The following is a 24053-nucleotide window of genomic DNA, read 5'->3' as shown; positions in this document are numbered from 1 at the left end:
GGTCGCCTCGCTTCGCCCGCTCGCCCCACTGTCGTAAAGGAATTTTTCCTACTAAGGTGCGGCGGAGAAGGTTAGTGCCAAGCGGCGCGAGGGAGATGTGGCGTGAACAGGTGGAAGCGGCTGGCCCCGGTCACCGCCGTCGTGGCATCGGCCGCGATGGTGCTGACCGGCTGCGGTGGCTCCAGTGACGATGAGGCCGCCGACAACAGCAAACTCACGGTCTGGATGATGGGCGAGGGCAGCGAGGCGCAGACCTCCTTCCTCGACGGTGTCGAGTCCGAGTTCCGGCAGAAGCATCCGGAAACGGATGTGGTGGTCCAGTACATCCCCTGGCTCGAGGCGCCCAAGAAGTTCCAGGCGGCGCTGGCGGGCGGTGAGGGACCGGACGTCACCGAGCTGGGCAACACCGAGACCCAGGGCTGGGCGGCCCAGGAGGCGCTGGCCGACCTGACCAGCCGGATGGACGGCTGGGCCGAGGGCAAGGACATCCTGCCGGACCTGGTCAAGAACGCCCAGCTCGACGGCAAGCAGTACGGCGTGCCGTGGTACGCCGGCGTCCGCGCCATCTACTACCGGACCGACTGGTTCGCCGAGGCGGGGGTGAAGCCGCCGACGAGCTGGGAAGAGCTGGTCACCGTGGCGAAGGCAGTGCAGGCGAAGAAGCCCGGGACGTACGGTCTCGCCCTGCCGGGCAACTCCGAGCTGCCCTTCTACTCCTTCCTCTGGGGTTCCGGCGCGGAGATCGCCACCAAGGACGGCGACACCTGGAAGTCCGGCTACAACACGCCGGAGGCCCAGAAGGCGGTCAAGTTCTGGACCGACCTGGTGACCGTGCACAAGGTCGCCCCGCCGGCCGCCGCGGGCTGGAACGAGGTCGACGCCCGGACCCAGTTCGCCACCGGTAAGGCGGCGATGGCCTTCGGGGGCAGCTGGCAGCAGGGCGCGATCAAGAAGGACAACCCCGAGATCGAGAAGGTCTGGGGCACGTTCCCGATCCCCGGTCCGAACGGCCAGCCAGCTCCCGGTTTCGCCGGCGGTTCCGATGTCGCGGTCTGGGAGGACAGCCAGCGGAAGGACCTCGCCTGGGACTACCTGACCGTGCTGGTGAACAAGAAGAACGACCAGGCCTTCGCCGACAGCCTCAGCTTCTTCCCGGTCTACAAGGACCTGGTGGGCGGCGACAAGTACGCCAACGACAAGGTCATGGCCGCCTTCGCCACCACGCTGCAGAACACCAAGCTCACGCCGCTCACCCCGAAGTGGGTCGAGGTCAGCCGGAACAAGACGGTGACCCAGGCGATGAACAGCTCGGTCATGAAGGGTCAGAAGACGGTCGAGAAGGCCACCGCCGACGCGGCCGCGGAGATGGAAAGCATCCTCAACGCCAAGTGACCACGCTGACCGAGGCGCCGGAGACGACCGCCGCGCGGGAGACCCCCGCGCGGCGGCGTCGACGGATGGACCGCCTCCCCTACCTGCTGCTCCTGCCCTGCGTGGTGATCATCGGCGTCCTGCTGCTCTGGCCGCTCGGCCAGGTGGTGGTGATGTCCTTCTTCCGGCTCGACAGTGTCCGCCAGATGCGTGGGGACCGTGAGTGGCCGTGGGTGGGGCTGGGGAACTACGCCGACGTCCTCGGGGACCCGTTCTTCTGGTCGGTGCTGCGCAACACGGTGTTCTTCGCCCTGGCCAACGTGGTGCTGACCATGGTCCTCGGCACCCTGGTCGGGCTGCTGCTCAACCGCCTGGGCCGGCGGATGGCCGCGTTCGTGGCGAGCTGCGTGATGCTCGCCTGGGCCACCCCGGCGCTGACCGGCACCATCGTCTGGAAGTGGATCTTCGACGACACCAGCGGCCTGGTCACCTGGTTCTTCAACGCGCTGCCCGACGGGATCTCGCAGGGCCTCTTCGGTCGCAGCGACTGGACCGGCTACGGCTGGTTCAACTCGCCGCTGCTGTTCTTCTCCATCCTCACCCTCGTGGTGGTCTGGCACTCGTTCCCGTTCATCGCGGTCAGCGTGCTGGCCGGCCTGAAGAGCGTGCCGAGCGAGCTGCACGAGGCGGCCCGGGTCGACGGGGCCGGCCCCTGGAAGGCCTTCTGGAAGATCACCGTCCCGCTGCTGCGGCCGGTCTTCGGCATCCTGATCGTGCTCTCCACGATCTGGGACTTCAAGGTCTTCACGCAGTACTACGTCCTGGCTGGCGGCACCCAGGACCGACCCACCTTCATGCTGTCGGTCTACTCGTACGCGGAGGCGTTCTCGCCCCCGCCGAAGTACGGCCTGGGCGCGGCGATCGCGGTGATCCTGACCCTGATCCTGCTGGTGGTGACCGGCCTGTACGTCCGCATGGTGCTCAAGCAGGAGGAGGACGCGTGACACGGCCAGGAGGCGGACGCGGGACGCGACGCGCGGGGCGGATCGCCCTCAACGGCGCCGGGCTGCTGGTGGCGCTCTTCGCGGCCTTCCCGGTCTACTGGATGATCGCCACCTCGCTGAAGCCGAGTGCGGAGATCTTCGCCAGCACGCCCCGGCCGGTGCCGGCCGAGCCCACCCTGGAGCACTACCGGGAGATCCTCACCGGCAACCTCATCCCGGGCGTGACCTTCGCCGACTTCTTCCTCAACAGCGTGCTCGTCGCCGTCGCCACGGTGCTGTTGAGCGGGCTGGTCGCGCTGCTCGCGGCGACCGCGGTGGCCCGGTTCCGGTTCCGCCTGCGCACCAGCTTCCTGATCATGCTGCTGGTGGTCCAGATGATCCCGCTGGAGGCGCTGGTCATCCCGCTGTTCCTGATGATCCAGCGGCTCGGGCTCTACAACACCCTGCCCAGCCTGATCCTCACGTACCTCGGCTTCTCGCTGCCGTTCGCGGTGTGGATGCTGCGCGGCTTCGTCGCGGCGGTGCCGAAGGAACTGGAGGAGGCGGCGGCGATCGACGGGGCCACCCGCGCGCAGACGTTCCGGCGGATCCTCTTCCCGCTGGTCGCGCCCGGTCTGGTGGCGACGAGCATCTTCTCGTTCATCACCGCCTGGAACGAGCTGATCTTCGCGTTGACCTTCATCAACGACCAGGACCGCTACACCCTGCCGGTGGCGATGACCTTCTTCTTCGGCCGGGACGACACCGCGTGGGGCCCGGTCATGGCCGCCTCGACGATCTTCACGCTCCCCGTCATCGTCTTCTTCCTGCTGGTGCAGCGACGGATGGTCTCCGGCCTGGTGGCCGGCGCCGTCAAGGGCTGAGGCGTCAGGGGACCACGCCGCAGCCGCGCGCCGGATGACGGCCGGCGCGCGCGCCTGTCCACGCCGGCAGGCTGACCGACCAGGGACAGCCGGGGGCGGTCTAGGCTGACCGCCATGACGGGCAGGGTGGCATCGGTCAATCTCGGCATCGTGACTGAGGCGGAGTGGGCCGGCGACGCGAGCGGTCGCAGCGGCATCGACAAGCGGCCGGTGGACGGAGCGGTGATGATCGGCCCGGGCGGGCTGGCCGGGGACTTCATCGGCGAGCGCGCGCACCACGGCGGCCCGGACAAGGCGGTCTACGCGTACGCCGAGGAGGACGCCGGATGGTGGGCGGCGGAGATCGGCCGGAGCATCCGACCGGGTGGGTTCGGCGAGAACCTCACCACGTGGGCGGTGGACGTGACCGGCGCGGTGATCGGTGAGCAGTGGTCCGTCGGGTCGACCGTGCTCCAGGTGACGATGCCGCGCACGCCGTGCACCACATTCGCCGGCTTCTGGGGCATGCGGGACCTGATCAAGCGGTTCACCGTACGGGCGACGCCGGGCGCGTACCTGCGGGTGCTCGTCGAGGGCGAGGTCGGCGCGGGCGACCCGGTCGAGGTGGTGGATCGGCCGGCGCACGGGGTGACGATCGGCGAGGTGTTCCGGGCGCTCAACCTGGAGCCGGAGCTGCTGCCCCGACTGCTGGAGGCCGAGGACCTGCCCGAGGCGATCCGGGAGAAGGCTCGCCGGAGGGTGCGCGCCTAGGCGTTCCTCAGGTGTTAAGAAGGGCCCCCTCTACTACGCGAGGCGTTAAGAGGGGGCCCTTCCTTACACGGTCAGCGGAGCCAGGGGATGTTGCGGTCGAGGAGGTCGCGCTGCTTGAGCTCCTTGCGCAGCGGGATCTCGTCGTCGATGTAGCCGTCCCAGTTGATGCCCCAGTAGTTCGCGGTGTGCGTGCCCTCACCGCAGAGCTGGCGCTGCACCGGCGTGCGGTTGGCCCACCACTCGCCGTCCTTGTCGATGTGCAGCTCGTCCAGCGGGCGGATCCACCGGTAGGTGTAGCCGATGAACAGCATCTTCCGGGTGATCGTCGACAGGTTCGTCGACCGGGAGTGCCACTGGCGGCGGTCGAAGATGAACGCGTCGCCCGGGTTCGCGGTGATCTCCACCGTGCCCTCCGGGTCCGGGTTGTGCACCGAGGTGTCCTTCGGACGGGGCAGCGAGTTCTTCAGGTGGCTGCCCGGGATCACCTTGGTCGCGCCGCGACCGTTCTCCGACAGGTCGGACAGGACGTACGCGACCTTCAGCGAGAACATCGGCCGGGGCAGGTTCGGGTCCATCGTCTCCGGGTCGGAGTTCTGCCGGTACCCGTCCTGGTGCCAGCCCCAGTAGGGCTTCTCCGGCTCGAGCGCCGGCGGGGTGACGTCCAGGTGGTTGTGGTGGGTGTAGATGTTCCAGCCCGCGAGGCCCCACATGTACGGGAACGCGACCGGGTGGGTGAGCAGGTCACCGAAGAGCTCGTCGCGCTCCAGGAAGCCCAGCAGGTGCAGGGTCCCGTCCTTGGTGGTGTTGCCCTTGGCCTTCTCCTCGGCGTAGACGCGGTCCACCGCCGCCTCCAGCGCCGCCCGGTGGTCCTCGGTCAGGACGTTGCGCAGCAGGAGGAACCCCTGCTCGTGGAACTCCTTGCGGTCAATGTCGCTGATCGGCTCGTAACCGGTCCGGTCGCCGTAGTCGAACGCCACGTCGTACCCCTCCCCATGAGGCGGTGAAACCATTTCTGGCACAGGCCGCCGATCGTAACGTGCCGATTCGCCCGCCGGGAGGGCCGGTCGTCCCGACGGCCGGTGCCCGAACGGCGGGGAGCGGAACGGTGACTGACAGTCAGCGCTCTGGTATGAAATGCCTGGTCTGCAGCCCGTTGACCCATTGTGCGATCACTGCTGGTAGGGAGATCGGGGTCGTTCAGGCGTCGGCGACGACTTCCGCCACCACCCGCGCGGACGGGCCGTCCGCACCGTCCACCGGATCCCAGGTGCCTCCGTCGGCGGTCCACTCCAGGCCACCGAAGCGGACCTTCCGGACGCCGTTGTCCTGGGCGTGCGACACCAGCCAGTGCGCGTACCGCCAGCCGCCGCGCTCGTCGGCGGCGGCGATCGTCAGGCTGGTCAGATCGGACGCGGCGGCGGTCGCCGCGAGGCCCCAGTCCAGGGTGAGGCCCCGGGTCAGGGCGGCGGTGGCGACCTGACCGCGGCGCAGCGGATCGCGGCCGATCGTGCAGGCGACCGCGCCGGTGGCCTCGCCGAGCAGCGCCCGGCTCAGCACCTCCGACTCGTCCGCCCACTTCTGGTACGCCTCGGGAAAAGCGGAGCGCTGGACCTTCTGGGCCGCGTCGGTGACCCGCATCCGTTCCCAGCCGCGCACCTTCTTCAGCGCCGCGTAGAACCGGTTAGCCGCGTACCGGGGGTCGCGGATCTCGGTCGGCGTGCCCCACCCCTGACTCGGGCGCTGCTGGAAGAGGCCCACCGAGTCGCGGTCGCCCCCGGAGAGGTTGCGCAGGCCGGACTCCTGGTACGCGGTGGCGAGCGCCACCACCACCGCCCGCTCGGGCATGCCCCGCTGGATGCCGATGGCCGCGATCGTGGCGGCATTGGCCATCTGGTCGGCGTCGAGCGCCACCTCGCCGTCGGCCTGCACCGTGCACGTCCGGCTGCTCAGCGGGAGGCGGAGCGTCTCCCCGAACTGCCGGACGACGATCCAGATGCCGACCACGGCCACCAGGAGGAGGACCACACCGCCCGCCACGACTGCCCGAGTTCGCACCTGCACCCCCACATCGACAGTCCGACTAGCGTACGTCCCCGTTCGGCTGATCCGGGTCGTCCGACCGGTTCCCTCCGGTCCACCCGGGCGTGGCGGCGCAGACGGCCTGGTCAGCCTGCACGCCCTCCCGGAACCGCCCGATCAGTCGGCACGCTCACCTGGAGCATCGTCCAGAGCGGCCACCCATCGAGCCGGTCGTTTCGCCCGGAAGGCGAGCACGCCCTCCATTCCCTCCTCGGACAGGAAGAATCCGGTGGAGATGGTCGACAGGTCGGCGATCTCCTCCCGCAGGTCGGTCGCGGGCCGCCGGCGCAGGAGTTCCTTCGCCCCGGCGAGCGCACCCGGCGCACCCCGGACCAGCGAGTCGCAGAACCGCGCCACCGCCGCGTCCAGCTCGGCGGCCGGCACGGCGGCGGTGACCAGCCCGACCTCGGCGGCCCGCCGGCCGTCGAAGGTGTCCCCGGTGAGGTACAGCTCGGCGGCGGCACGCGGGTGCAGCCGGGGCAGCACGGTCGCCGAGATCACCGCCGGGATCACGCCGATCCGTACCTCGGTGAACGCGAACGTCGCCTCCTGCGCGCACACCGCCAGGTCGGCCGCCGCGATCAGGCCGAGGCCGCCCGCCCGCGCCGGCCCGGCCACCCGGGCGACCACCGGCTTCGGGCACTCCCAGACCGCCGCGAGCACGTCACCCAGCATCCCGGCCGGCACCGAGCCGCTGGCGTACGCGGCGGCGGTCTCCTTGAGGTCCGCCCCGGAACAGAAGACCGGGCCGGTGTGGTCCAGCACGATCACCCGTACGGCGTCGTCGGCGACCGCCGCGGCGATGCCGTCCAGCAGCGACGTCATGAGCGGGGTGGAGAGCGCGTTGCGGTTGTGCGGGCTGTCCAGGGTGAGGGTGGTCACCCCGCGGGCCGTGGAGACCCGCACGAGCGCGTCGGGAGAGGTCATGTGAGGGCACACTAGTGGCCATGCCCGGCGTCCTTCCAGATGGCGAACCCGTCCCCGTCGACGGGTCGCTCCCCGCGACCGCCACCCGCGCGGTCGGCGCACGGGGCTTCGGGGTGTACGTGCACGTCCCGTTCTGCGCCAGCCGCTGCGGCTACTGCGACTTCAACACGTACACCGCCGCCGAGCTGGGCGGTGGGGCGAGCCGGGACGGCTACGCCGACACCGTGCTCGCCGAGCTGGCGCTGGCCCGCCGGGTGCTCGGTGAGGGCCCGCCTCCACGGGTGGACACCGTCTTCGTCGGCGGCGGCACCCCGACGCTGCTGCCCGCCGACGACCTCGCGCGGATCCTCGACGCCATCGACCGCACCTGGGGGCTCGCCCCCGACGCCGAGGTCACCACCGAGGCGAACCCCGAGTCGGTCACGCCGGAGTCGCTGAAGACGCTGCGGGCCGCCGGCTACACCCGGATCTCGCTGGGCATGCAGTCCGCCGCGCCCGGTGTGCTCGCGATCCTGGACCGGAAGCACAGCGCCGGCCGGGCCGTGGCCGCCGCCGCGGAGGCCCGTGACGCCGGCTTCGACCACGTCAACCTCGACCTGATCTACGGGACGCCGGGGGAGGGCGCGGAGGACTTCGCCGCCTCCCTCGACCAGGTGGTGGCCGCCGGGGTCGACCACGTCAGCGCGTACGCCCTGATCGTCGAGGACGGCACCCGGCTCGCCGCGCGGATGCGCCGCGGCGAGCTGCCGTACCCGGACGACGACGTCGCCGCGGACCGCTACCTGGCCGCGGAGGCCGCCCTGGGCGCGGCCGGCTTCTCCTGGTACGAGGTCTCCAACTGGGCGCGCTCCGCGGCGGCCCGGTGCCGGCACAACCTGCTCTACTGGGCCGGCGCGGACTGGTGGGGCCTCGGGCCGGGGGCGCACAGCCACGTGGGCGGCGTGCGCTGGTGGAACGTCAAGCACCCCACGACGTACGCGCAGCGCCTGGCCGCCGGGGAGTCACCCGGTCTGGCGCGGGAGCTGCTTGGCCCGGACGAGGCGCACATGGAGGACGTGATGCTGCGCCTGCGGCTCGCCTCCGGGCTGCCGCTGGACGCCCTCGACGCCGCCGGCCGGGCCGGCGCGGACCGCGCACTCGCCGACGGGCTGCTCGACCCCGACCGGTACGCGGCCGGCCGGGCCGTGCTCACCCTGCGCGGACGACTGCTGGCCGACGCGGTCGTCCGGGATCTGCTGCCCTGAGGCCCGGTCCTCCACCTCGCCGGTGCTCCGTTCGGAAGGACCGGACCTCGGCGCCGGCCGGGGGAGCGGCCGGCGCGACGTCAGCGCTTCACGAAGGAGTAGGTCATCGGGTAGCGGTACAGCACACCCTCGTTGGCCTTGACACCGCCGATGATCCCGAAGATCACCGGGACGACCCAGACGAGCATCGGAACGAAGAAGAGCACGCCGCAGGTGATCAGGGTGAGCACCCAGCTCAGCACACCGACGACCGCCCAGGTGAGCTGGAAGTTCAACGCGGCGACCGCGTGTGCCCGTACCACCGGTGACTGCTGGCCGCGGGTCATCATCGCGATGAGCGGCGCGACCCAGCCGAACAGGCCGCCGCCGACGATCACGCCGAGCGGGCCGCCGAAGTGCGCCACCAACGCCCACGTCTTGTCCTCGGCGGTGGGGTAGCCGGGCGGCGGGCCGTACGCGCCGCCGGCCGGGTAGCCGCCACCGGGAGGCGGATAACCGCCGGGTGGGGGATACCCGCCGGGAGGCGGATACCCGCCCGGAGGCGGATAGCCACCGGCGGGGGGATAGCCGCCGGGCGGCGGGTAGCCGCCCGACGTCGGGGCGTCACCGGAGGGTGGCGGATAGCCACCGGGCGGGGGATAGCCGCCCGCGCCCGGTGCCCCGGACAGTGGTGCGGTGGGCTCGTCCGGGGCGGGCGGGCCGGGGAACCCCGACGGAACGGTCGGGTCCGGGTCTCCCGCGCCGGGAGGGCGAGGTGGTTCAGTCATGGACGTCACGGTAGGGGCAGTCGGCAAGGGCACACCAGAGCGACACCGCCCGGGATGTCCGGTCCGTCATTGATCATCGCGATGCCGGCCCTGCCGACGTAGACTGGCACTCGCTACAGTCGAGTGCCAGGCCGCTGCCCGGGTCCGCGCCGCGCGCCCGGCCCGACGTGCGACAGGAGGTGGGGAGGATGGGTCTCGACGACCGCAAACTCGCCGTGCTGCGCGCGATCGTCGAGGACTACGTCGCCACGCAGGAGCCCGTCGGCAGCAAGGCGCTGGTCGAGCGGCACCAGCTCGGCGTCTCGCCGGCGACCGTGCGCAACGACATGGCGGTGCTGGAGGAGGAGGGCTACATCCGGCAGCCGCACACCAGTGCGGGGCGGGTGCCCACCGACCGTGGCTACCGGCTCTTCGTGGACCGCCTGTCCCGGGTCAAGCCGCTGAGCCCGGCCGAGCGCCGGGCGATCGAGCGTTTCCTGGTCGGCGCGGTGGACCTCGACGACGTGGTGCACCGCACGGTCCGGCTGCTGGCGCAGCTGACCCGGCAGGTCGCCGTCGTGCAGTACCCGTCGCTCGCCCGCTCCTCGGTGCGTCACCTGGAGCTGGTGCCGATCTCCACCACCCGCCTGATGCTCGTCATGATCGCCGACACCGGTCGGGTGGAGCAGCGGCTGGTGGAGCTGCCCGCGCCGGTCCCGGCCGACGACGTCACCGACCTGCGCCGGCTGGTCAACGAGAAGCTGGTCGGCAGCCGGCTGTCGGAGACCCCACCCCTGGTCCAGGCCCTGGTGGACGAGTCGGCGCCGCACCTGCGCGGTGCCATGACCACGCTGTCCACCGTGCTGCTGGAGACGCTTGTCGAGCGGCACGAGGAGCGGATCGCCCTGGCCGGCACGGCCAACCTGACCCGCGGTGGCCTGCTCGACTTCCAGGGTTCCCTGCGTCCCATCCTGGAGGCGCTGGAGGAGGAGGTCGTGCTCCTCAAACTGATCGGCGAGACCCAGCCGAGCACCACCCGGGTGCTGATCGGCGACGAGAACGAGGTCGACAACCTCCGCGCCGCCTCCGTGGTCAGCACCGGGTACGGCCCCGGCGCGACCATCGTCGGCGGACTCGGCGTGTTGGGGCCCACCCGCATGGACTACCCCGGCACCATCGCCACGGTACGTGCCGTGGCACGCTACGTGGGCGATCTGCTGGCCCAGAACTGACCAGTCAGGGTCGTCGGTGTCACTGGACGCCGACGACCGGCGCAACGCGAGACGAACATGAGGACACGGAACGCAGTGGCCAGGGACTACTACGGCATCCTCGGTGTGAGCCGGGAAGCCTCCGACGACGAGATCAAGCGCGCCTACCGCAAGCTGGCGCGGCAGTTCCACCCGGACGTGAATCCGGACCCGGAGGCCCAGGAGAAGTTCAAGGACATCAACGCCGCGTACGAGGTCCTCTCGGACGACCGGAAACGGCAGATCGTCGACCTGGGCGGTGACCCGCTCGCCCCGGGCGGCGGGGGCGCCGGCGGTCCGGGTGGCCCCGGCGGGGCGGGGCCGTTCGTCGGCTTCCAGGACATCATGGACGCGTTCTTCGGCGGCGCCGCCGGAGGCGCGCGGGGACCGCGTCCGCGTACCCGGCCGGGTGCCGACGCGATCCTGCGCCTCGAACTGGACCTCCAGGAGACCGCGTTCGGCGTCGAGGCGCCGATCACCGTCGACACCGCCGTGCTCTGCACCACCTGCTCCGGTGCGGGCACCGCCGCCGGCACCCACCTGGCCACCTGTGAGGCGTGCGGTGGTCGGGGCGAGGTGCAGTCGGTGCAGCGCACCTTCCTCGGCCAGGTCGTCTCCGCCCGCCCGTGCACCGTCTGCCAGGGCTACGGCACCACCATCCCGCACCCCTGCCCGACCTGTGCCGGCGACGGCCGGGTGCGTACCCGCCGCTCGCTGACCGTCAAGATCCCCGCCGGGGTCGAGGACGGCATGCGGATCCGGCTCGCCCAGCAGGGCGAGGTCGGCCCCGGCGGCGGCACGGCCGGCGACTTGTACGTGGAGATCCACGAGCGCCCGCACGACGTCTTCTCCCGCAAGGGCGACGACCTGCACTGCCGGGTCACCGTGCCGATGACCGCCGCGGCCCTGGGGACCCGGCTGACCATCAAGACGCTGGACAGCGAGGAGCCGGTCGACGTCAAGGCCGGCACCCAGCCGGGCAGCACGCTGCGGCTGCGCGCCCGGGGCGTACCCCACCTGCGTGGCACCGGCCGGGGCGACCTCTACGTCCACCTGGACGTGCGGACCCCGACCAAGCTCGACGCCGACCAGGAGCGGATGCTGCGCGACTTCGCCAAGACCCGGGGCGAGGAGGTCGCCGAGCTGACCAAGCAGGGCGGCTTCTTCTCCCGGATGCGCGACGCCTTCAACGGTCACGCCTGACCGTGTCCGCGCCACTGTTCCTCGTCGAGGCGCTGCCCGCGGCCGACCAGCTCGTCCTGGACGGCCCCGAGGGGCATCACGCCGCCACCGTGCAGCGGTTGCGCGTCGGCGAGGAGCTGCTCCTGGCCGACGGGCGGGGCGGCACGGCCGTCGCCGTGGTCACCGCCGTCGGCCGGGGCACCCTGGACCTCGACGTCGTCTCCCGGGGGTACGTGGACGCGCCCGTCCCGCGCCTCGTGGTGGTGCAGGGCATCGCCAAGGGCGACCGCGGCGAACTCGCCGTGCAGGCGATGACCGAGGTGGGCGTGGACGAGATCGTGCCCTGGGCCGCCGCCCGCTCGGTGACCCAGTGGCGCGGCGACCGGGGCCTACGGGCACGGGAGAAGTGGGCGTCCACCGCCCGCGAGGCCGCCAAGCAGGCCCGTCGGGCGTGGCTGCCGGTGGTGGCCGGCGCGCCGGACGAGTCGACAGCGCAGGTGACCCGCCGGATCGCGGGAGCCGCCGCCGCGTACGTGCTGCACGAGGAGGCCGACGAGCGGCTGGCCACCGTGCCGTTGCCCGACGCCGGGGAGATCGTGCTGGTGGTCGGCCCGGAGGGCGGCATCGCCCCGGCCGAGCTGGACGCCTTCGCCGAGGCCGGTGCCCGGCCGGTGCGGCTCGGGCCGTCGGTGCTGCGTACCTCCACCGCCGGTGTCGCGGCGCTGTCGGTGCTCTCCGCCCGCCTGAACCGCTGGTGACGGTGTAAGGAAGGGCACCTTCTTAACGCCTCCGGTAGAGGAAGGGCCCCTTCTTAACGTCAGGGACGGGGGAAGACCTGCACCGGCTGGTCGTCGGGTCGCAGGTCGAGGCCGGCGGGGCCGACGATGAGCGGGTCCGGCACGCCCACCACCTCGCGGTCCTTCTCGGCGTAGTCGAAGCGGTTCAGCACGTGCCGCATCGCCTCCAGCCGGGCGCGCTTCTTGTCGTTGCTCTTCACCACCGTCCACGGCGCGTCCGCCGTGTCGGTCCAGAAGAACATCGCCTCCTTGGCCTCGGTGTACTCGTCCCACTTGTCCAGCGAGGCGATGTCCATGGGAGAAAGCTTCCACTGGCGTACGGGGTCGACCTGCCGGACCGCGAAGCGGGTCCGCTGCTCGTTCTGCGACACCGAGAACCAGAACTTGACCAGCCGGATGCCGGAGCGCACCAGCATCCGCTCCAGCTCCGGGGCCTGCCGCAGGAACTCCAGGTACTCCTTGCGTGAGCAGAAGCCCATCACCCGCTCGACCCCGGCCCGGTTGTACCAGGACCGGTCGAAGAGCACGATCTCGCCGGCCGCCGGCAGGTGTGCCAGCCAACGCTGGAAGTACCACTGGGTGGCCTCCCGCTCGTTCGGCTTGACCAGGGCCACCACCTTGGCGTCGCGCGGGTTGAGGTGTTCCATGAAGCGCTTGATGGTGCCGCCCTTGCCGGCGGCGTCGCGCCCCTCGAAGAGGACCACCAGCCGCTCACCCGTGTCGCGGACCCACTCCTGGAGCTTGAGCAGCTCGATCTGGAGCAGCCGCTTCTGCTGGTCGTACTCGTCGCGGTCCATGCGCTCGTCGTACGGGTAGTCCTCGCGCCAGGTGTCCACCGGGCTGCCGTCGGGGTTGAGCAGGATGGGGTCGTCGTCGTGGCCGTCGAGCACGCGGTAGTCGGCGGCGAGGTCCAGCACGGTGTCGGCCATGCCGGAGACCCTTACCCCGTCCCGGTGCCGATCCGACATCGGGACGGCTGTCAGTTCGCTGTCAGGTGCGTAGGTAGGAGGCGCCGTTGAGGTCGACGATCGTGCCCGAGGCCCACTGCGCCTCCGGCGAGGCCAGCCAGTGCACGGCGGCGGCGACCTCCTCCGGCCGGGCGACCCGGTTGAAGGGGCTCTGCGCCCGGATGAGGTCGCCGCGCTCCCCGCTGAGGTGCTCGGTGGTCATGTCCGTCTCCACGAAGCCCGGCGCGACCGAGGCCACGGCGATGCCGTACGGCGCGAGCGCCACCGCGAGGGACTGACCGAGGGCGTTCAACCCGGCCTTGCTGGCGCCGTAGGCGGGCTGATCCGGTTCACCCCGGAACGCGCCCCGGGACGAGACGTTGACGATTCGGCCGCCACGCTCCCGCATGTGCTGGGCGGCGCACCAGGTCACGTTGGCCGCGCCGGTCAGGTTGGTCTCCAGGACCGCCCGCCACTGCGCCTGCCAGTCCTCGTAGGAGGCACCGAAGACCGGGTGCGGCCGGTCCCGGTCGCCGTACACGCCGGCGTTGTTGACCAGCACGTCCAGCCCGCCGAGCCGGTGCGCGGCCTCGTCCACCATCGCCCGTACGGCCTCCGGGTCGGTCAGGTCGGCGCGCACCACCACGTGGTCGTCACCCGGCAGGTCGGCGCGGAGCGCCTCGGCCAGGTCGGCGGAGTCGCGGTGGTGGATCGCCACGCGGTCGCCGCCGGCCGCGAACGCCGTCGCCACCGCGCGCCCGATGCCGCGCGAGGCCCCTGTCACCAGTACCGCCCGTGAAGTCACGCCGGCCATCCTGCCGCAGCGGGGGCGGGTGTTAACAAGGGACCCTTCCTCTACCGCAGGCGTTAAGAAGGGGCCCTTCCTTACACTGCCCGGGTGACCGAATGTCTGTTCTGCCGCATCGTCGCCGGGGAGATCCCGGCCACCCTCGTCCGGGAGACCCCCACCACCCTGGCGTTCCGGGACGTCGACCCGAAGGCCCCGGTACACGTGCTGGTGGTGCCGAAGGAGCACTACGCCGACGTGGCGACCCTCAGCCAGGGTGACCCGGCGCTCGCCGGGGAGGTGCTGGCCACGGCCGCCGCCGTGGCCGAGGACGAGGGGCTGCTCGGCGACGGCTTCCGGTTGATGTTCAACACCGGCCGGTACGGCGGCCAGGAGGTCTTCCACGTGCACGCGCACCTGCTCGGCGGCGCCCCGCTCGGACCGATGCTGGCCCGGGACCTGGCGTGACCCCGGTGGGGGACCGCCTCGACCGGATGGTGCGGCAGGTCCAGGCGCAGGGCCGCGTACCGGCGGTCGCCGCCGCGCTGCACCGCGCCGACCGGCCGCTGTGGACCTGCCAGGTGGGGGAGACCGGCAACGACACGACGCTCGGCCCGGAGACGGCGTTCCGGATCGGCTCGGTCACGAAGACGTTCACCGCCGTGCTGACCGTGCAGTGCCGCGACGACGGTCTGCTCGACCTGGACGACCCGCTGGACCGGCACCTGGACCTGCCGGCACACGGCGAGCTGACCGTACGCCGGCTGCTGTCGCACACCGCCGGCCTGCAACGGGAGCCGTACGGCGACGTGTGGGACACGCTGCGCGCGCCGGACTCCGCGCAGTTCCTGGCCGACCTGGCCCGGGCGGAGCGGGTGCTGCCCACCGGCCGCCGCTACCACTACTCCAACCTGGGCATGGCGCTGCTGGGCCGGCTGGTGGGGCGGTTGCGTGGCGGAACTTGGGCGGAGGTGCTCGCCGAGCGGGTGCTCGTCCCGCTCGGGCTCACCGGCACCACGATCACCCCCGGGCCGACGGCGGCCACCGGGTTCCTCGTCGACGCGTACTCCGACGAGGCCCATCCGGAGCAGCCCACCGACTTCGGGGCGATGGGGCCGGCGGCACAGCTGTGGAGCACGGCGACGGACATGGCACGCTGGGCCGCCTTCCTCGCCGACCCGGCGACGCTCGACCCGGACGGGGCGGTCCTCGCCCCGACCACGCTCGACGAGATGCGCTGGCCGCTGACGGTCACCGACGAGACGGTCTGGTCCGGCGGCTTCGGGCTGGGCCTGATCCTGGTCCCGCAGGGCGACCGGGTGGTGCACGTCGGGCACGACGGGGCGATGCCGGGCTTCCTGGCCGCCGTCTACGGGCGGCGCGGTGGAGAGGGCACCGCCGGGGCGATGGGCGTCGCGGTGCTCGGCTCCTCCGGCACCGCGGCACAGGTCTTCGAGCTGCCGCACCGGCTGCTCGCGGCGGCGGCCGAGCACGACCCGGCCGACATCGTGCCGTGGCGGCCGGGCCCACCGGCCCCACCGGAGGTGCGCGGCCTGCTCGGACGCTGGTGGGGTGAGGGGTTCGAGTACGTCTTCTCCTGGCACGACGGGGCGCTGCGGGCCCGGGGCGCGGACGACCCGGCGGGGAAGCCGCCGGCGGTCTTCGCCCCGCTGCCGGACCGGCCGGACGTGTACCGGACGGTCTCCGGCCGGGAGGTGGGTGAGCTGCTCCGCCTGACCCGGGACGCCTCCGGCGCGGTGGTCCGGATGCACTGGGCGACCTACCGCTTCACCCGGCACCAGGAGACCTTCGACCGGTACGACTTCCGGGCCTGAAACGGGCGGGCCGGCCTGGGCGGGAGGCGACCCGGGCCGGCGGAAATGGGCGGGGTGCCACCGGCGTTGACCCGATACGATGGAGGGAACGTCCGCACGCCGCGCCGCCAGGCCCGGCGCCGAGATCGAGAGCAGGTGCGCAGGGCCTTCGGCCCGACCCATGACCGGCACCCCACCTCCCGGCCCGCCCCGGGTGCAGACCAGGATCACGGTTCCCGATTCCAAGATCATGGTCAACCTGCTCGGCGCGGGTGACGAGATCCTGCGACTGGTCGAGCGCTCGCTCGCCAGCGACGTGCACGTCCGGGGCAACGAGATCACCATCACCGGTGCCCCCGCGGACAACGCCGTCGCCGAGCGGCTCTTCAGTGAGCTGCTCGAGCTCATCGAGAAAGGCGAGACCCTGACCACTGACGCCGTCCGGCGTACCGTCGGCATGCTCGAGCAGGGCGGCGCCGAGCGGCCCGCCGAGGTCCTGACGCTCAACATCCTCTCCCGGCGCGGACGCACCATCCGTCCCAAGACGCTCGGGCAGAAGCGCTACGTCGACGCCATCGACGCGCACACCATCGTCTTCGGCATCGGCCCCGCCGGCACGGGCAAGACCTACCTCGCCATGGCGAAGGCGGTGCAGGCGCTCCAGGCCAAGCAGGTCAACCGGATCATCCTCACCCGGCCGGCGGTCGAGGCGGGCGAGCGGTTGGGCTTCCTGCCCGGCACGCTGAACGAGAAGATCGACCCCTACCTGCGCCCGCTGTACGACGCGCTGCACGACATGCTCGACCCGGACTCGATCCCGAAGCTCATGGCGGCGGGCACGATCGAGGTCGCGCCGCTGGCCTACATGCGGGGCCGTACGCTCAACGACGCGTTCATCATCCTGGACGAGGCGCAGAACACCACGCCCGAGCAGATGAAGATGTTCCTCACCCGGCTCGGCTTCAACTCGAAGATCGTCGTGACCGGTGACGTCACCCAGGTGGACCTCCCGGGCGGGACGACCAGCGGCCTGCGGGTCGTCCGGGAGATCCTGGAGAACGTCGAGGACGTGCACTTCGCCCCGCTCTCCAGCTCGGACGTGGTTCGGCACAAGCTGGTGGGGGAGATCGTCGACGCGTACGCCCGCTGGGACGCCGAGCGGGAGAACCAGCAGGCGCAGGGCGTGCACGCCGTGCCGGGGCGGACCGCCCAGGGCGGCCGGGCCGGCCGGCGCCGCTAGACCACCGAGGGAAGACTGTTGTCCATCGAAATCGCCAACGAGTCGGGTGTCGACGTCGACACCGACGCCGTGCTCGCCGTGGCTCGGCACGCCCTCGACGAGATGGGGGTCAACCCCCTCGCCGAGCTGTCCGTGCTGCTGGTCGACATCGACTACATGAGCGAGCTGAACCACCGCTGGATGGGCGGCGACGGTCCGACCGACGTGCTCGCCTTCCCGATGGACGAGGGCAGCGTCGACCACGGCCCGGGCGAGAGCACCGCTGCCGGCGGTGAGCCGGCGCTGCTCGGCGACATCGTGCTCTGCCCCGAGGTGGCGGCCAAGCAGGCGGCCGCCGCGGGGCACACCTCCGCCGACGAGCTGCACCTGCTCACCGTGCACGGTGTGCTGCACCTGCTCGGCTACGACCACGCCGAGCCGGAGGAGGAGCGCGAGATGTTCGGGCTCCAGGCCCGACTGCTGGCCAGCTGGCGGTCGACCCGGTCGCGGTGATGTCCGCCCACACAGCGGCGGCCGCCGCGACCGGCCTGCCCGACCTGCAACTGATCGTCTTCGCCGCCGGTCTGGTGGTGCTCGCGGGGCTGATCGCGATGACCGAGGCCGCGTTGGCCGCGGTCTCCCCAGCCCGGTCCGCCGAGCTGGCCCGGGAGGGAGCCCGCGGCGCCCGCGCGCTCCAGGCCGTCGCCGGGGACGTGGTCCGCCACCTCAACCTGCTGCTGCTGCTGCGGCTGCTCGCCGAGTTGACCGCCACCACTCTGGTCGCCCTCGTCGCGGTGGACACCTTCGGCGCCGGCTGGCGGGCCGCCCTGGTCACCGCGGGGGCGATGACCGTGGTCAGCTTCGTCGTGGTGGGCGTGGGTCCGCGCACCGTGGGCCGGCAGCACGCGTACGCGGTGGCTCGGGCTGTCGCCCCGCTGGTGCGCTGGCTCGGGCGGGCGCTCAACCCGCTCGCCTCCCTGCTGATCCTGATCGGCAACGCGGTCACCCCGGGGCGCGGCTTCCGCGAGGGGCCGTTCGCCACCCAGGTGGAGCTGCGCGAGCTGGTCGACCTGGCCGAGCAGCGCGGCGTCGTCGAGCACGGCGAACGGCAGATGATCCACTCCGTGTTCGCGCTCGGGGACACCATCGCCCGCGAGGTGATGGTGCCGCGTACCGAGATGGTGTGGATAGAGGAGAGCAAGACCCTCTCCCAGGCTCTGGTGCTCTTCCTGCGCTCCGGCTTCTCCCGCATCCCGGTGATCGGGGAGAGCGTCGACGACGTGCTCGGCGTGCTCTACCTCAAGGACCTCATCCGCCGTACCCAGGGCGGCGCCGACGAGGACCGGGAGCTGCCGGTGGCCGAGCTGATGCGCCCGGCGACCTTCGTGCCGGAGTCGAAGCCGGTCGACGACCTGCTCTCGGAGATGCAGGCCGCCCGCAACCACCTGGTCATCGTCGTCGACGAGTACGGCGGCACCGGCGGTCTGGTCACCATCGAGGACATCCTGGAGGAGATCGTCGGCGAGATCACCGACGAGTACGATGTCGAGCGCCCGCCCGTGGAGCACCTCGACGACGGGGCGGTGCGGGTCACCGCGCGGCTCCCGGTCGAGGACCTGGGCGAGCTGTTCGACACCGAACTCCCCACCGACGAGGTGGAGACCGTCGGCGGCCTGCTCGCGCAGTCCCTGGGGCGGGTTCCCATCCCGGGCGCGGAGGTCGAGGTGGCCGGTCTCCGGCTGGTCGCCGAGGGCACCACCGGCCGACGCAACCGGATCGACACCGTGCTCGTCCGCCGGGTGGAGTCGACCGACACGCAGGACAATCCGGGGCGCGGCGAGCAGGCCGAGCCCCGGGGCGACACCGACCGATCCGAGGAGAGGCAACCCGCAGATGCCTGAGTCACCCGCCGCGCCGGCCGTCCGGCCCACCCCGTCCGAGCCCGTGGCGCTGAGCGCCGAGGACGCCAAGCTGGTCGTCCTCGCCCGCGGAGCACGCGGCCGGATCGGTGCCGTGGAGGGCGCCGCGGTCCGCGACCAGGACGGCCGGACGTACGCGGCGGCCAGCGTCTCCCTGCCCTCGCTGACCATCACCGCGCTCCAGCTCGCCGTCGCCTCGGCGGCGGCGGCCGGCGCGACCCGGCTGGAGGCCGCGGTCGTGGTGACCGAGGCGTCGACGCTGGACGGCGCCGGTCACGCCGCCGTCCGGGACCTCGCCGCGGACGCGCCGATCCACGTGGCGGCGCCGGACGGCACCGTCCTCGGCACGGTGGTCGCGTGAGCGAGCGCAGCGAGCGAACCAGCCTGAGCGACCCGCGGGAGCGGCCCTACCGGGCGGGTTTCGCGTGCTTCGTCGGCCGGCCGAACGCCGGCAAGTCGACGCTGACCAACGCGATCGTCGGCACCAAGATCGCGATCACGTCGAACAAGCCGCAGACCACCCGGCACATCATCCGGGCCGTGCTGCACCGGCCCGACTCGCAGCTCGTGCTCGTCGACACCCCCGGCCTGCACCGCCCCCGTACGCTGCTCGGCGAGCGCCTCAACGACCTCGTGCGCGCCACGTGGAGCGAGGTCGACGTGATCGGGCTCTGCATTCCCGCGGACGAGCCGGTGGGCCGGGGCGACCGCTTCATCACCGGGGAGCTGGCCGAGCTGAAGGCGACCGTGCTGGCGGTGGTCACCAAGACCGACCTGGTGGCCAAGAAGCGGCTGGCCGAGCAGTTGCTGGCGGTCAGCGAGCTGGGTGAGTTCGCCGCCGTGGTGCCGGTCAGCGCCGTCTCCGGACACCAGGTGGACACGCTCGTCGACGTGATGACCGGTTACCTGCCGCCGTCGCCGCAGCTCTACCCGGACGACATGCTCACCGACGACCCGGAGCAGGTGATGGTCGCCGAGCTGATCCGGGAGGCGGCCCTGGAGGGGGTCCGCGACGAGCTGCCCCACTCCATCGCGGTGGTGGTGGAGGAGATGATCCCCGAGGGCCAGGTCATCAAGATCTACGCCGACCTGTACGTCGAGCGGCCGAGCCAGAAGGCAATCGTGATCGGCCACCGGGCCAGCCGGCTCAAGGACGTCGGCACCCGGGCGCGGAAGCAGATCGAGGAGCTGCTCGGCAGCCGGGTCTACCTCGACCTGCACGTACGCGTGGCGAAGGACTGGCAGCGCGACCCGAAGCAGTTGCGCAAGCTGGGGTTCTGACCGACCACCGGCGGAAGCGGCCCGGGGTCTGATCGGTACCGGTCGGGCATATGGAGTGTTTCACTTCCCGACGGGGCGGCGTCTGTTTGCCGGGGGAGCGACGGAGGGTAGGAGTCGAACCCTCGTGCCCCCGGATACAAGTGCAGGCTGATGCGAAACCGATACCTGGACCTGCTCCGCTTCCTCGCCATCGTCCGCGTCGTCGTCTACCACGTCACCGGGTGGGCCTCGCTGACCCTCGTGTTCCCCGCCATGTCGGTGATGTTCGCCCTGGCCGGTTCGCTGATGGCCGCCTCCCTGCACAGGTGGGGCCCCGGTGCCGTCCTGCGGCGGATACGCCGGTTGCTGCCGTCGCTGTGGGTGCTCGCCGCGGTGTTCGTACCGGCGATGCTGCTCACCGGCCTGCCGCTGTCGCCGAAGGTGCTGCTTTGGCTCTTCCCGATCGCCGACCCGCCGGCCAACGACTGGGGAGCGCTGGCGCTGAGCGTCATCTGGTACCTGCGCGACTACCTGTGGTTCGTCCTCGCCTCACCGGTGGCCCTGTGGCTGTTCCGCCGCGCGCCGCTGCTCACCCTGCTGTCCCCGTACGCCCTGCTGCTGGCGCTGCAGGTGGGCCTGTGGCCGACGGCGCCGACGGCGGCCCGGGACTTCGGCCTGTACTTCGGCCCCTGGCTGCTCGGCTTCGCCCACCAGGCGGGGATGCTGCGCCGGCTGGCCAACCGGGTGCTGGTGCCCCTCGCGCTCGCCCTGGCCGGCGTCGGCGGGGCGTGGATCGTCACCCATCCGGGCCCGCGCGGGTACGACCTCAACGACAACCCTCTGGCCAACGCCCTCTGGTCGGCGGCCTTCGTCCTCGTGCTGCTCGGTCGGGGGCCGGCGACGACCGCCTGGGTGGACCGGCACGCCCTGTTCAGCCGTGTGGTGACGGTCTTCAACCGGCGCGCGCTGACCGTCTACCTCTGGCACATGCCGTTCGTGGTCGCCCTCACCCCGCTCGTCGGCGTGATGGGCTGGACCCACCAGGACCCGGTCGGGCTGGCCGTCCGGGTGGCGCTGGTCTTCGCCCTGGTGGGCCTGGTCACCGCCGCGGTGGGCTGGGTCGAGGACGTGGCCGCCCGGCGGCCACCCGAGCTGGTACCCGGTGGCCGCCGCCCGGCCCGCCCCCACGCCGCCGACGTCGTGCCCACCAGCCCGGCCCCGGCCGGCGCCGGGCACGCCGATCCCTCCGTGGTACCCGTCCGGCCGGGCTTCGGCCGTGCCGAGGTGCCGAGGCAGTGGAGCGCGCGCGAGGTGGAGACCGTCGAGATCAACGCTGGGCGACCGTGATGTCGCCGCTGCTCGTGGCGACGTCGAGCACCGCCGGGGCGTCCGGCGTGTGCGCCACGCCGACCTCCGTCCGGCCCGCCTCGGCCGCGGCGGAGCGGACCTGGTAACGGCCGGTCGGCACGGTCAGCTCGACGTCCCCGCTGGTGGCTTGGGCGCGTACGGAGGCCACCGCCGTCAGCTCGACGGTGACGTTGCCCGACTGGGCTTCGGCGTCCACCGTGCCCCGCGAGCGGCGGACGGAGATGTCGCCGGAGGACGCCCGGAGGGTGACCGGGGCGGCGACGTCGTCGACCTCGATCGAGCCGGAACCGGTCTCGGCGCGTACCGGCCCGGTCGCCCCGGCGATCCGCACGTCGCCGGAGCCCAGCTCGAACTGCACCTCGCCGATCTTGCTGAGGTCGACGTCCCCGGAGCCGGTCTCGCCCCGCACCCGCACCCCGGGCGGGGCGGTCACCTCGTAGGAGACGGTGCACTGGGAGCCGCACTCGGTGTCCAGCACCAGCTCGGACCCGATGATCTCGTACGTCGTGTCGGGCTCGCCGCCCTGGTAGCGGACCACCCGCTTGATCCGTACCTCGTTCGGCTGGCCGGTGGCGCGGACCACGACGTCCCCCGCACCTGGCTGCACCTGGATCGAGGTGATCCGGACCGCCTCGGTGTTGTCGAAGTCGAGTCGCCGGAAGGAGAGGTTGTCGCACCCGGCGAGGAGGATGAGCGCGGTGGCCGCGCCGAGCGCGGTGCGGGTCCGGTGCAGTGCCATGGCCAGGACGCTACGGCCGTTTGCCGACGCCGCGCATCGGGGTCGATCCGCGCGTCCACCCCGAGCCGACCCTGATTTCCCACCCCGAGGGAGAATGGCCCGATGGCCGGGTACCGCCGACAGCTCTACCGCGACGACGCGGTGGTCCTGCGCGTGCAGAAGCTCGGCGAGTCCGACCGGATCATCACGCTGCTCACCCGACGGCACGGTCGGCTGCGCGCGGTGGCCCGGGGGGTACGCCGCACCACCTCCCGCTTCGGGGCCCGGCTGGAGCCGTTCGGCCACGTCGACCTCCAGCTCGCCGGCGACCCGAAGGGCAACCTCGGCAGCTCCCTGCACACCGTCAGCCAGGTCGAGGGGATCGACCTCTACGGCAAGCGGTTCCTCGGCGACTACCCGCGCTACACGGCGGCCAGTGCGATCGCCGAGACCGCGGAACGCCTCACCCCCGTCGAGCGGGAGCCGTCGCTGCGGTTGTTCCAGCTCACCCTCGGCGCGATGAAGGCCCTCGCGCGGGGCGAGCACGCCACCACGCTGGTGCTGGACGCGTACCTGCTGCGCGGGATGGCCCAGGCCGGCTGGGCGCCGGCACTGACCGCCTGCGCCGTCTGCGGCACGCCCGGCCGGCACCGGGCCTTCTCCGTCCCGGCCGGCGGCGCCGTCTGCCCGGACTGCCGGCCGCCCGGCGCGGCCCATCCCGCCCCGGCCACCATCGACCTGATGTCCGCGCTGACCATCGGTGACTGGGTGGTCGCCGACGCGACCGAGACCGGCGTACGCCGCGAGTGCAGCGGCCTCGTCGCGGCGCACCTGCAATGGCACCTGGAGCGCGCGCTACGCTCGCTGCCGCTGGTCGACCGGGGTGCCCCGACGGCCGGCGCGGTCCCGCCGTCGGTCGACGGCGCGAGCGGCGGGGGTCCTTCCCCGTCCGCTGCGGGGGCCGGTGCGGACGGTGCAAGCAGGGAGATGACCGAGTGATCCGATCGATGAGGTCCGGCCGGCGTGAGCCGGTGCCGCCGACACCCCACCCGTCGGGGGCGCGCCCACCGGCGTTGCCCGCCGGGGCCGTGCCGAAGCACGTCGCGATCGTCATGGACGGCAACGGCCGGTGGGCCAAGGAGCGCGGTCTGCCCCGCACCAAGGGCCACGAGCAGGGCGAGTACAGCCTCTTCGACACCATCGAGGGTGCGATCGAGCTGGGCATCCCCTACCTGTCGGCGTACGCCTTCTCCACGGAGAACTGGCGGCGCTCGCCGGAGGAGGTCCGCTTCCTGATGGGCTTCAACCGGGACGTCATCCGGCGTCGCCGCGACCAGCTCGTCGACCTGGGCGTCCGGGTGGTCTGGTCGGGTCGGGCCGGTCGCCTGTGGAAGAGCGTCATCTCGGAGTTGCAGACCGCGGAGGAGATGTCGCGGGACAACTCGACGCTCACCCTGCAGTTCTGCGTCAACTACGGCGGGCAGGCCGAGATCGGCGACGCGGTGGCCGCGATCGCCCGGGACGTGGCGGCCGGGAAGCTGGACCCGGGGAAGGTGAGCGAGAAGACGGTCGCGAAGTACCTGTACCACCCGGAGATCCCCGAGGTGGACCTGTTCCTGCGTCCCTCGGGCGAGGAGCGGATCTCCAACTTCCTGCTGTGGCAGACCGCGTACGCCGAGCTGGTCTTCCTCGACACCCTCTGGCCGGACTTCGACCGTCGCCACCTCTGGTACGCCTGCGAGCTGTACGCGCAGCGGGACCGCCGGTTCGGCGGGGCTCTGCCGAACCCGGTTGCCCCCACCAGCTGA

At 72.1% G+C, this 24053-nt stretch carries 25 protein-coding genes; 18 read left to right on the top strand and 7 right to left on the bottom strand.

Going from position 1 to position 24053, the window contains the following annotated elements:
- Window positions 1-102 precede the first annotated feature (102 nt).
- From ACTMSW_RS06910 to ACTMSW_RS06895, 4 genes are all read left to right on the top strand, one after another.
- Window positions 103-1392, top strand: a complete 1290-nt coding sequence (locus ACTMSW_RS06910) for a sugar ABC transporter substrate-binding protein (protein ID WP_441179606.1) — start codon at window positions 103-105, stop codon at window positions 1390-1392.
- Window positions 1389-2375, top strand: coding sequence for a carbohydrate ABC transporter permease (locus ACTMSW_RS06905; protein ID WP_441179605.1), 987 nt, complete (start codon window positions 1389-1391; stop codon window positions 2373-2375). Before ACTMSW_RS06910 ends, ACTMSW_RS06905 begins: the two co-directional genes overlap by 4 nt.
- Window positions 2372-3238 (top strand): carbohydrate ABC transporter permease, encoded by an 867-nt coding sequence (locus tag ACTMSW_RS06900; protein WP_441179604.1) that lies wholly within the window; start codon window positions 2372-2374, stop codon window positions 3236-3238. The genes ACTMSW_RS06905 and ACTMSW_RS06900 overlap by 4 nt, the downstream gene beginning before the upstream one ends.
- Before the next feature lie 114 nt (window positions 3239-3352).
- On the top strand, window positions 3353-3988 hold the full coding sequence (locus ACTMSW_RS06895) for an MOSC domain-containing protein (protein WP_441179602.1): 636 nt from the start codon (window positions 3353-3355) through the stop codon (window positions 3986-3988).
- A gap of 71 nt (window positions 3989-4059) precedes the next feature.
- On the opposite strand, the gene ACTMSW_RS06890 is transcribed toward ACTMSW_RS06895, so the two are convergent.
- The 3 genes from ACTMSW_RS06890 to ACTMSW_RS06880 form a co-directional block, all read right to left on the bottom strand.
- Window positions 4060-4965 (bottom strand): phytanoyl-CoA dioxygenase family protein, encoded by a 906-nt coding sequence (locus ACTMSW_RS06890; protein ID WP_441179601.1) that lies wholly within the window; start codon window positions 4963-4965, stop codon window positions 4060-4062.
- Window positions 4966-5185: 220 nt separating this feature from the next.
- Window positions 5186-6049, bottom strand: coding sequence for a hypothetical protein (locus tag ACTMSW_RS06885; protein ID WP_441179600.1), 864 nt, complete (start codon window positions 6047-6049; stop codon window positions 5186-5188).
- 135 nt (window positions 6050-6184) lie between these two features.
- Window positions 6185-6994, bottom strand: a complete 810-nt coding sequence (locus ACTMSW_RS06880; RefSeq protein ID WP_441179599.1) for an enoyl-CoA hydratase-related protein — start codon at window positions 6992-6994, stop codon at window positions 6185-6187.
- 20 nt (window positions 6995-7014) lie between these two features.
- Between ACTMSW_RS06880 and hemW the strand changes: the two genes are divergently transcribed.
- The gene (gene hemW / locus ACTMSW_RS06875; protein ID WP_441179597.1) at window positions 7015-8238 is read left to right on the top strand and encodes a radical SAM family heme chaperone HemW; all 1224 of its coding nucleotides are present in this window, start codon (window positions 7015-7017) and stop codon (window positions 8236-8238) included.
- An 80-nt stretch (window positions 8239-8318) separates the two neighbouring features.
- Here the strand turns inward: hemW and ACTMSW_RS06870 are convergent, their stop codons facing one another.
- On the bottom strand, window positions 8319-9005 hold the full coding sequence (locus tag ACTMSW_RS06870; RefSeq protein WP_441179596.1) for a DUF4870 domain-containing protein: 687 nt from the start codon (window positions 9003-9005) through the stop codon (window positions 8319-8321).
- 188 nt (window positions 9006-9193) lie between these two features.
- Between ACTMSW_RS06870 and hrcA the strand changes: the two genes are divergently transcribed.
- From hrcA to ACTMSW_RS06855, 3 genes are all read left to right on the top strand, one after another.
- On the top strand, window positions 9194-10216 hold the full coding sequence (gene hrcA / locus ACTMSW_RS06865; protein ID WP_357029898.1) for a heat-inducible transcriptional repressor HrcA: 1023 nt from the start codon (window positions 9194-9196) through the stop codon (window positions 10214-10216).
- A 75-nt stretch (window positions 10217-10291) separates the two neighbouring features.
- Window positions 10292-11437 (top strand): molecular chaperone DnaJ, encoded by a 1146-nt coding sequence (dnaJ, locus tag ACTMSW_RS06860; RefSeq protein WP_441179692.1) that lies wholly within the window; start codon window positions 10292-10294, stop codon window positions 11435-11437.
- Window positions 11438-11439: 2 nt separating this feature from the next.
- On the top strand, window positions 11440-12174 hold the full coding sequence (locus ACTMSW_RS06855; RefSeq protein WP_441179595.1) for a 16S rRNA (uracil(1498)-N(3))-methyltransferase: 735 nt from the start codon (window positions 11440-11442) through the stop codon (window positions 12172-12174).
- Between the two features lie 59 nt (window positions 12175-12233).
- Here the strand turns inward: ACTMSW_RS06855 and ppk2 are convergent, their stop codons facing one another.
- Together ppk2 and ACTMSW_RS06845 are read right to left on the bottom strand one after the other, a co-directional pair.
- Entirely contained in the window at window positions 12234-13142 is a 909-nt protein-coding gene (ppk2, locus tag ACTMSW_RS06850; protein WP_441179594.1) for a polyphosphate kinase 2, read from the bottom strand.
- 61 nt (window positions 13143-13203) lie between these two features.
- Window positions 13204-13965 carry an SDR family NAD(P)-dependent oxidoreductase gene (locus ACTMSW_RS06845; RefSeq protein ID WP_441179593.1) on the bottom strand — a complete coding sequence of 254 codons (762 nt, stop codon included), beginning with the start codon at window positions 13963-13965 and terminating at the stop codon, window positions 13204-13206.
- Between the two features lie 93 nt (window positions 13966-14058).
- Here ACTMSW_RS06845 and ACTMSW_RS06840 point away from each other — a divergent pair, with 93 nt between their 5' ends.
- The 8 genes from ACTMSW_RS06840 (at window position 14059) to ACTMSW_RS06805 (ending at window position 21506) form a co-directional block, all read left to right on the top strand.
- Entirely contained in the window at window positions 14059-14415 is a 357-nt protein-coding gene (locus ACTMSW_RS06840; RefSeq protein WP_441179592.1) for a histidine triad nucleotide-binding protein, read from the top strand.
- Complete coding sequence (locus tag ACTMSW_RS06835; protein ID WP_441179591.1) at window positions 14412-15782, top strand: serine hydrolase domain-containing protein; 1371 nt, start codon at window positions 14412-14414, stop codon at window positions 15780-15782. Before ACTMSW_RS06840 ends, ACTMSW_RS06835 begins: the two co-directional genes overlap by 4 nt.
- A gap of 160 nt (window positions 15783-15942) precedes the next feature.
- Window positions 15943-17001 (top strand): PhoH family protein, encoded by a 1059-nt coding sequence (locus ACTMSW_RS06830; protein WP_441179590.1) that lies wholly within the window; start codon window positions 15943-15945, stop codon window positions 16999-17001.
- Between the two features lie 18 nt (window positions 17002-17019).
- A complete protein-coding gene (gene ybeY, locus ACTMSW_RS06825) occupies window positions 17020-17493 on the top strand; it encodes an rRNA maturation RNase YbeY (RefSeq protein WP_441179589.1) in 474 nt (157 codons plus the stop codon).
- Complete coding sequence (locus ACTMSW_RS06820) at window positions 17469-18881, top strand: hemolysin family protein (RefSeq protein WP_441179691.1); 1413 nt, start codon at window positions 17469-17471, stop codon at window positions 18879-18881. Before ybeY ends, ACTMSW_RS06820 begins: the two co-directional genes overlap by 25 nt.
- Window positions 18874-19260 (top strand): cytidine deaminase, encoded by a 387-nt coding sequence (locus tag ACTMSW_RS06815; RefSeq protein ID WP_441179588.1) that lies wholly within the window; start codon window positions 18874-18876, stop codon window positions 19258-19260. Before ACTMSW_RS06820 ends, ACTMSW_RS06815 begins: the two co-directional genes overlap by 8 nt.
- A 23-nt stretch (window positions 19261-19283) precedes the next feature.
- The gene (era, locus tag ACTMSW_RS06810) at window positions 19284-20180 is read left to right on the top strand and encodes a GTPase Era (RefSeq protein WP_441179690.1); all 897 of its coding nucleotides are present in this window, start codon (window positions 19284-19286) and stop codon (window positions 20178-20180) included.
- 150 nt (window positions 20181-20330) lie between these two features.
- A complete protein-coding gene (locus tag ACTMSW_RS06805) occupies window positions 20331-21506 on the top strand; it encodes an acyltransferase family protein (protein WP_441179587.1) in 1176 nt (391 codons plus the stop codon).
- Here the strand turns inward: ACTMSW_RS06805 and ACTMSW_RS06800 are convergent.
- A complete protein-coding gene (locus ACTMSW_RS06800) occupies window positions 21487-22266 on the bottom strand; it encodes a DUF4097 family beta strand repeat-containing protein (protein ID WP_441179586.1) in 780 nt (259 codons plus the stop codon). The two genes, ACTMSW_RS06805 and ACTMSW_RS06800, sit on opposite strands and share 20 nt — an antisense overlap.
- Before the next feature lie 102 nt (window positions 22267-22368).
- Here ACTMSW_RS06800 and recO point away from each other — a divergent pair, with 102 nt between their 5' ends.
- Together recO and ACTMSW_RS06790 are read left to right on the top strand one after the other, a co-directional pair.
- Window positions 22369-23244: a DNA repair protein RecO gene (recO, locus tag ACTMSW_RS06795; protein ID WP_441179585.1), complete on the top strand. Its 876-nt coding sequence runs from the start codon at window positions 22369-22371 to the stop codon at window positions 23242-23244.
- Window positions 23245-23252: 8 nt separating this feature from the next.
- Window positions 23253-24053 (top strand): isoprenyl transferase, encoded by an 801-nt coding sequence (locus tag ACTMSW_RS06790; RefSeq protein WP_441179689.1) that lies wholly within the window; start codon window positions 23253-23255, stop codon window positions 24051-24053.

It is taken from the genome of Micromonospora sp. BQ11, from assembly GCF_052068135.1.
Taxonomy (GTDB): Bacteria; Actinomycetota; Actinomycetes; order Mycobacteriales; family Micromonosporaceae; genus Micromonospora.
The sequence above is the reverse complement of the archived record's forward strand: the minus strand, read 5'-3'. Positions and strand labels throughout refer to the sequence as shown.

Bases quoted from the DNA above. Each gene is read 5' to 3' on its own strand.
- ACTMSW_RS06895 (WP_441179602.1), top strand. From the start codon at position 3,353: ATGACGGGCAGGGTGGCATCGGTCAATCTCGGCATCGTGACTGAGGCG.
- ACTMSW_RS06880 (WP_441179599.1), bottom strand. From the start codon at position 6,994: ATGACCTCTCCCGACGCGCTCGTGCGGGTCTCCACGGCCCGCGGGGTG.
- hemW (WP_441179597.1), top strand. From the start codon at position 7,015: ATGCCCGGCGTCCTTCCAGATGGCGAACCCGTCCCCGTCGACGGGTCG.
- ACTMSW_RS06870 (WP_441179596.1), bottom strand. From the start codon at position 9,005: ATGACTGAACCACCTCGCCCTCCCGGCGCGGGAGACCCGGACCCGACC.
- hrcA (WP_357029898.1), top strand. From the start codon at position 9,194: ATGGGTCTCGACGACCGCAAACTCGCCGTGCTGCGCGCGATCGTCGAG.
- ppk2 (WP_441179594.1), bottom strand. From the start codon at position 13,142: ATGGCCGACACCGTGCTGGACCTCGCCGCCGACTACCGCGTGCTCGAC.
- ACTMSW_RS06830 (WP_441179590.1), top strand. From the start codon at position 15,943: ATGACCGGCACCCCACCTCCCGGCCCGCCCCGGGTGCAGACCAGGATC.
- ACTMSW_RS06815 (WP_441179588.1), top strand. From the start codon at position 18,874: ATGCCTGAGTCACCCGCCGCGCCGGCCGTCCGGCCCACCCCGTCCGAG.
- ACTMSW_RS06805 (WP_441179587.1), top strand. From the start codon at position 20,331: ATGCGAAACCGATACCTGGACCTGCTCCGCTTCCTCGCCATCGTCCGC.
- ACTMSW_RS06800 (WP_441179586.1), bottom strand. From the start codon at position 22,266: ATGGCACTGCACCGGACCCGCACCGCGCTCGGCGCGGCCACCGCGCTC.
- recO (WP_441179585.1), top strand. From the start codon at position 22,369: ATGGCCGGGTACCGCCGACAGCTCTACCGCGACGACGCGGTGGTCCTG.
- ACTMSW_RS06790 (WP_441179689.1), top strand. From the start codon at position 23,253: ATGAGGTCCGGCCGGCGTGAGCCGGTGCCGCCGACACCCCACCCGTCG.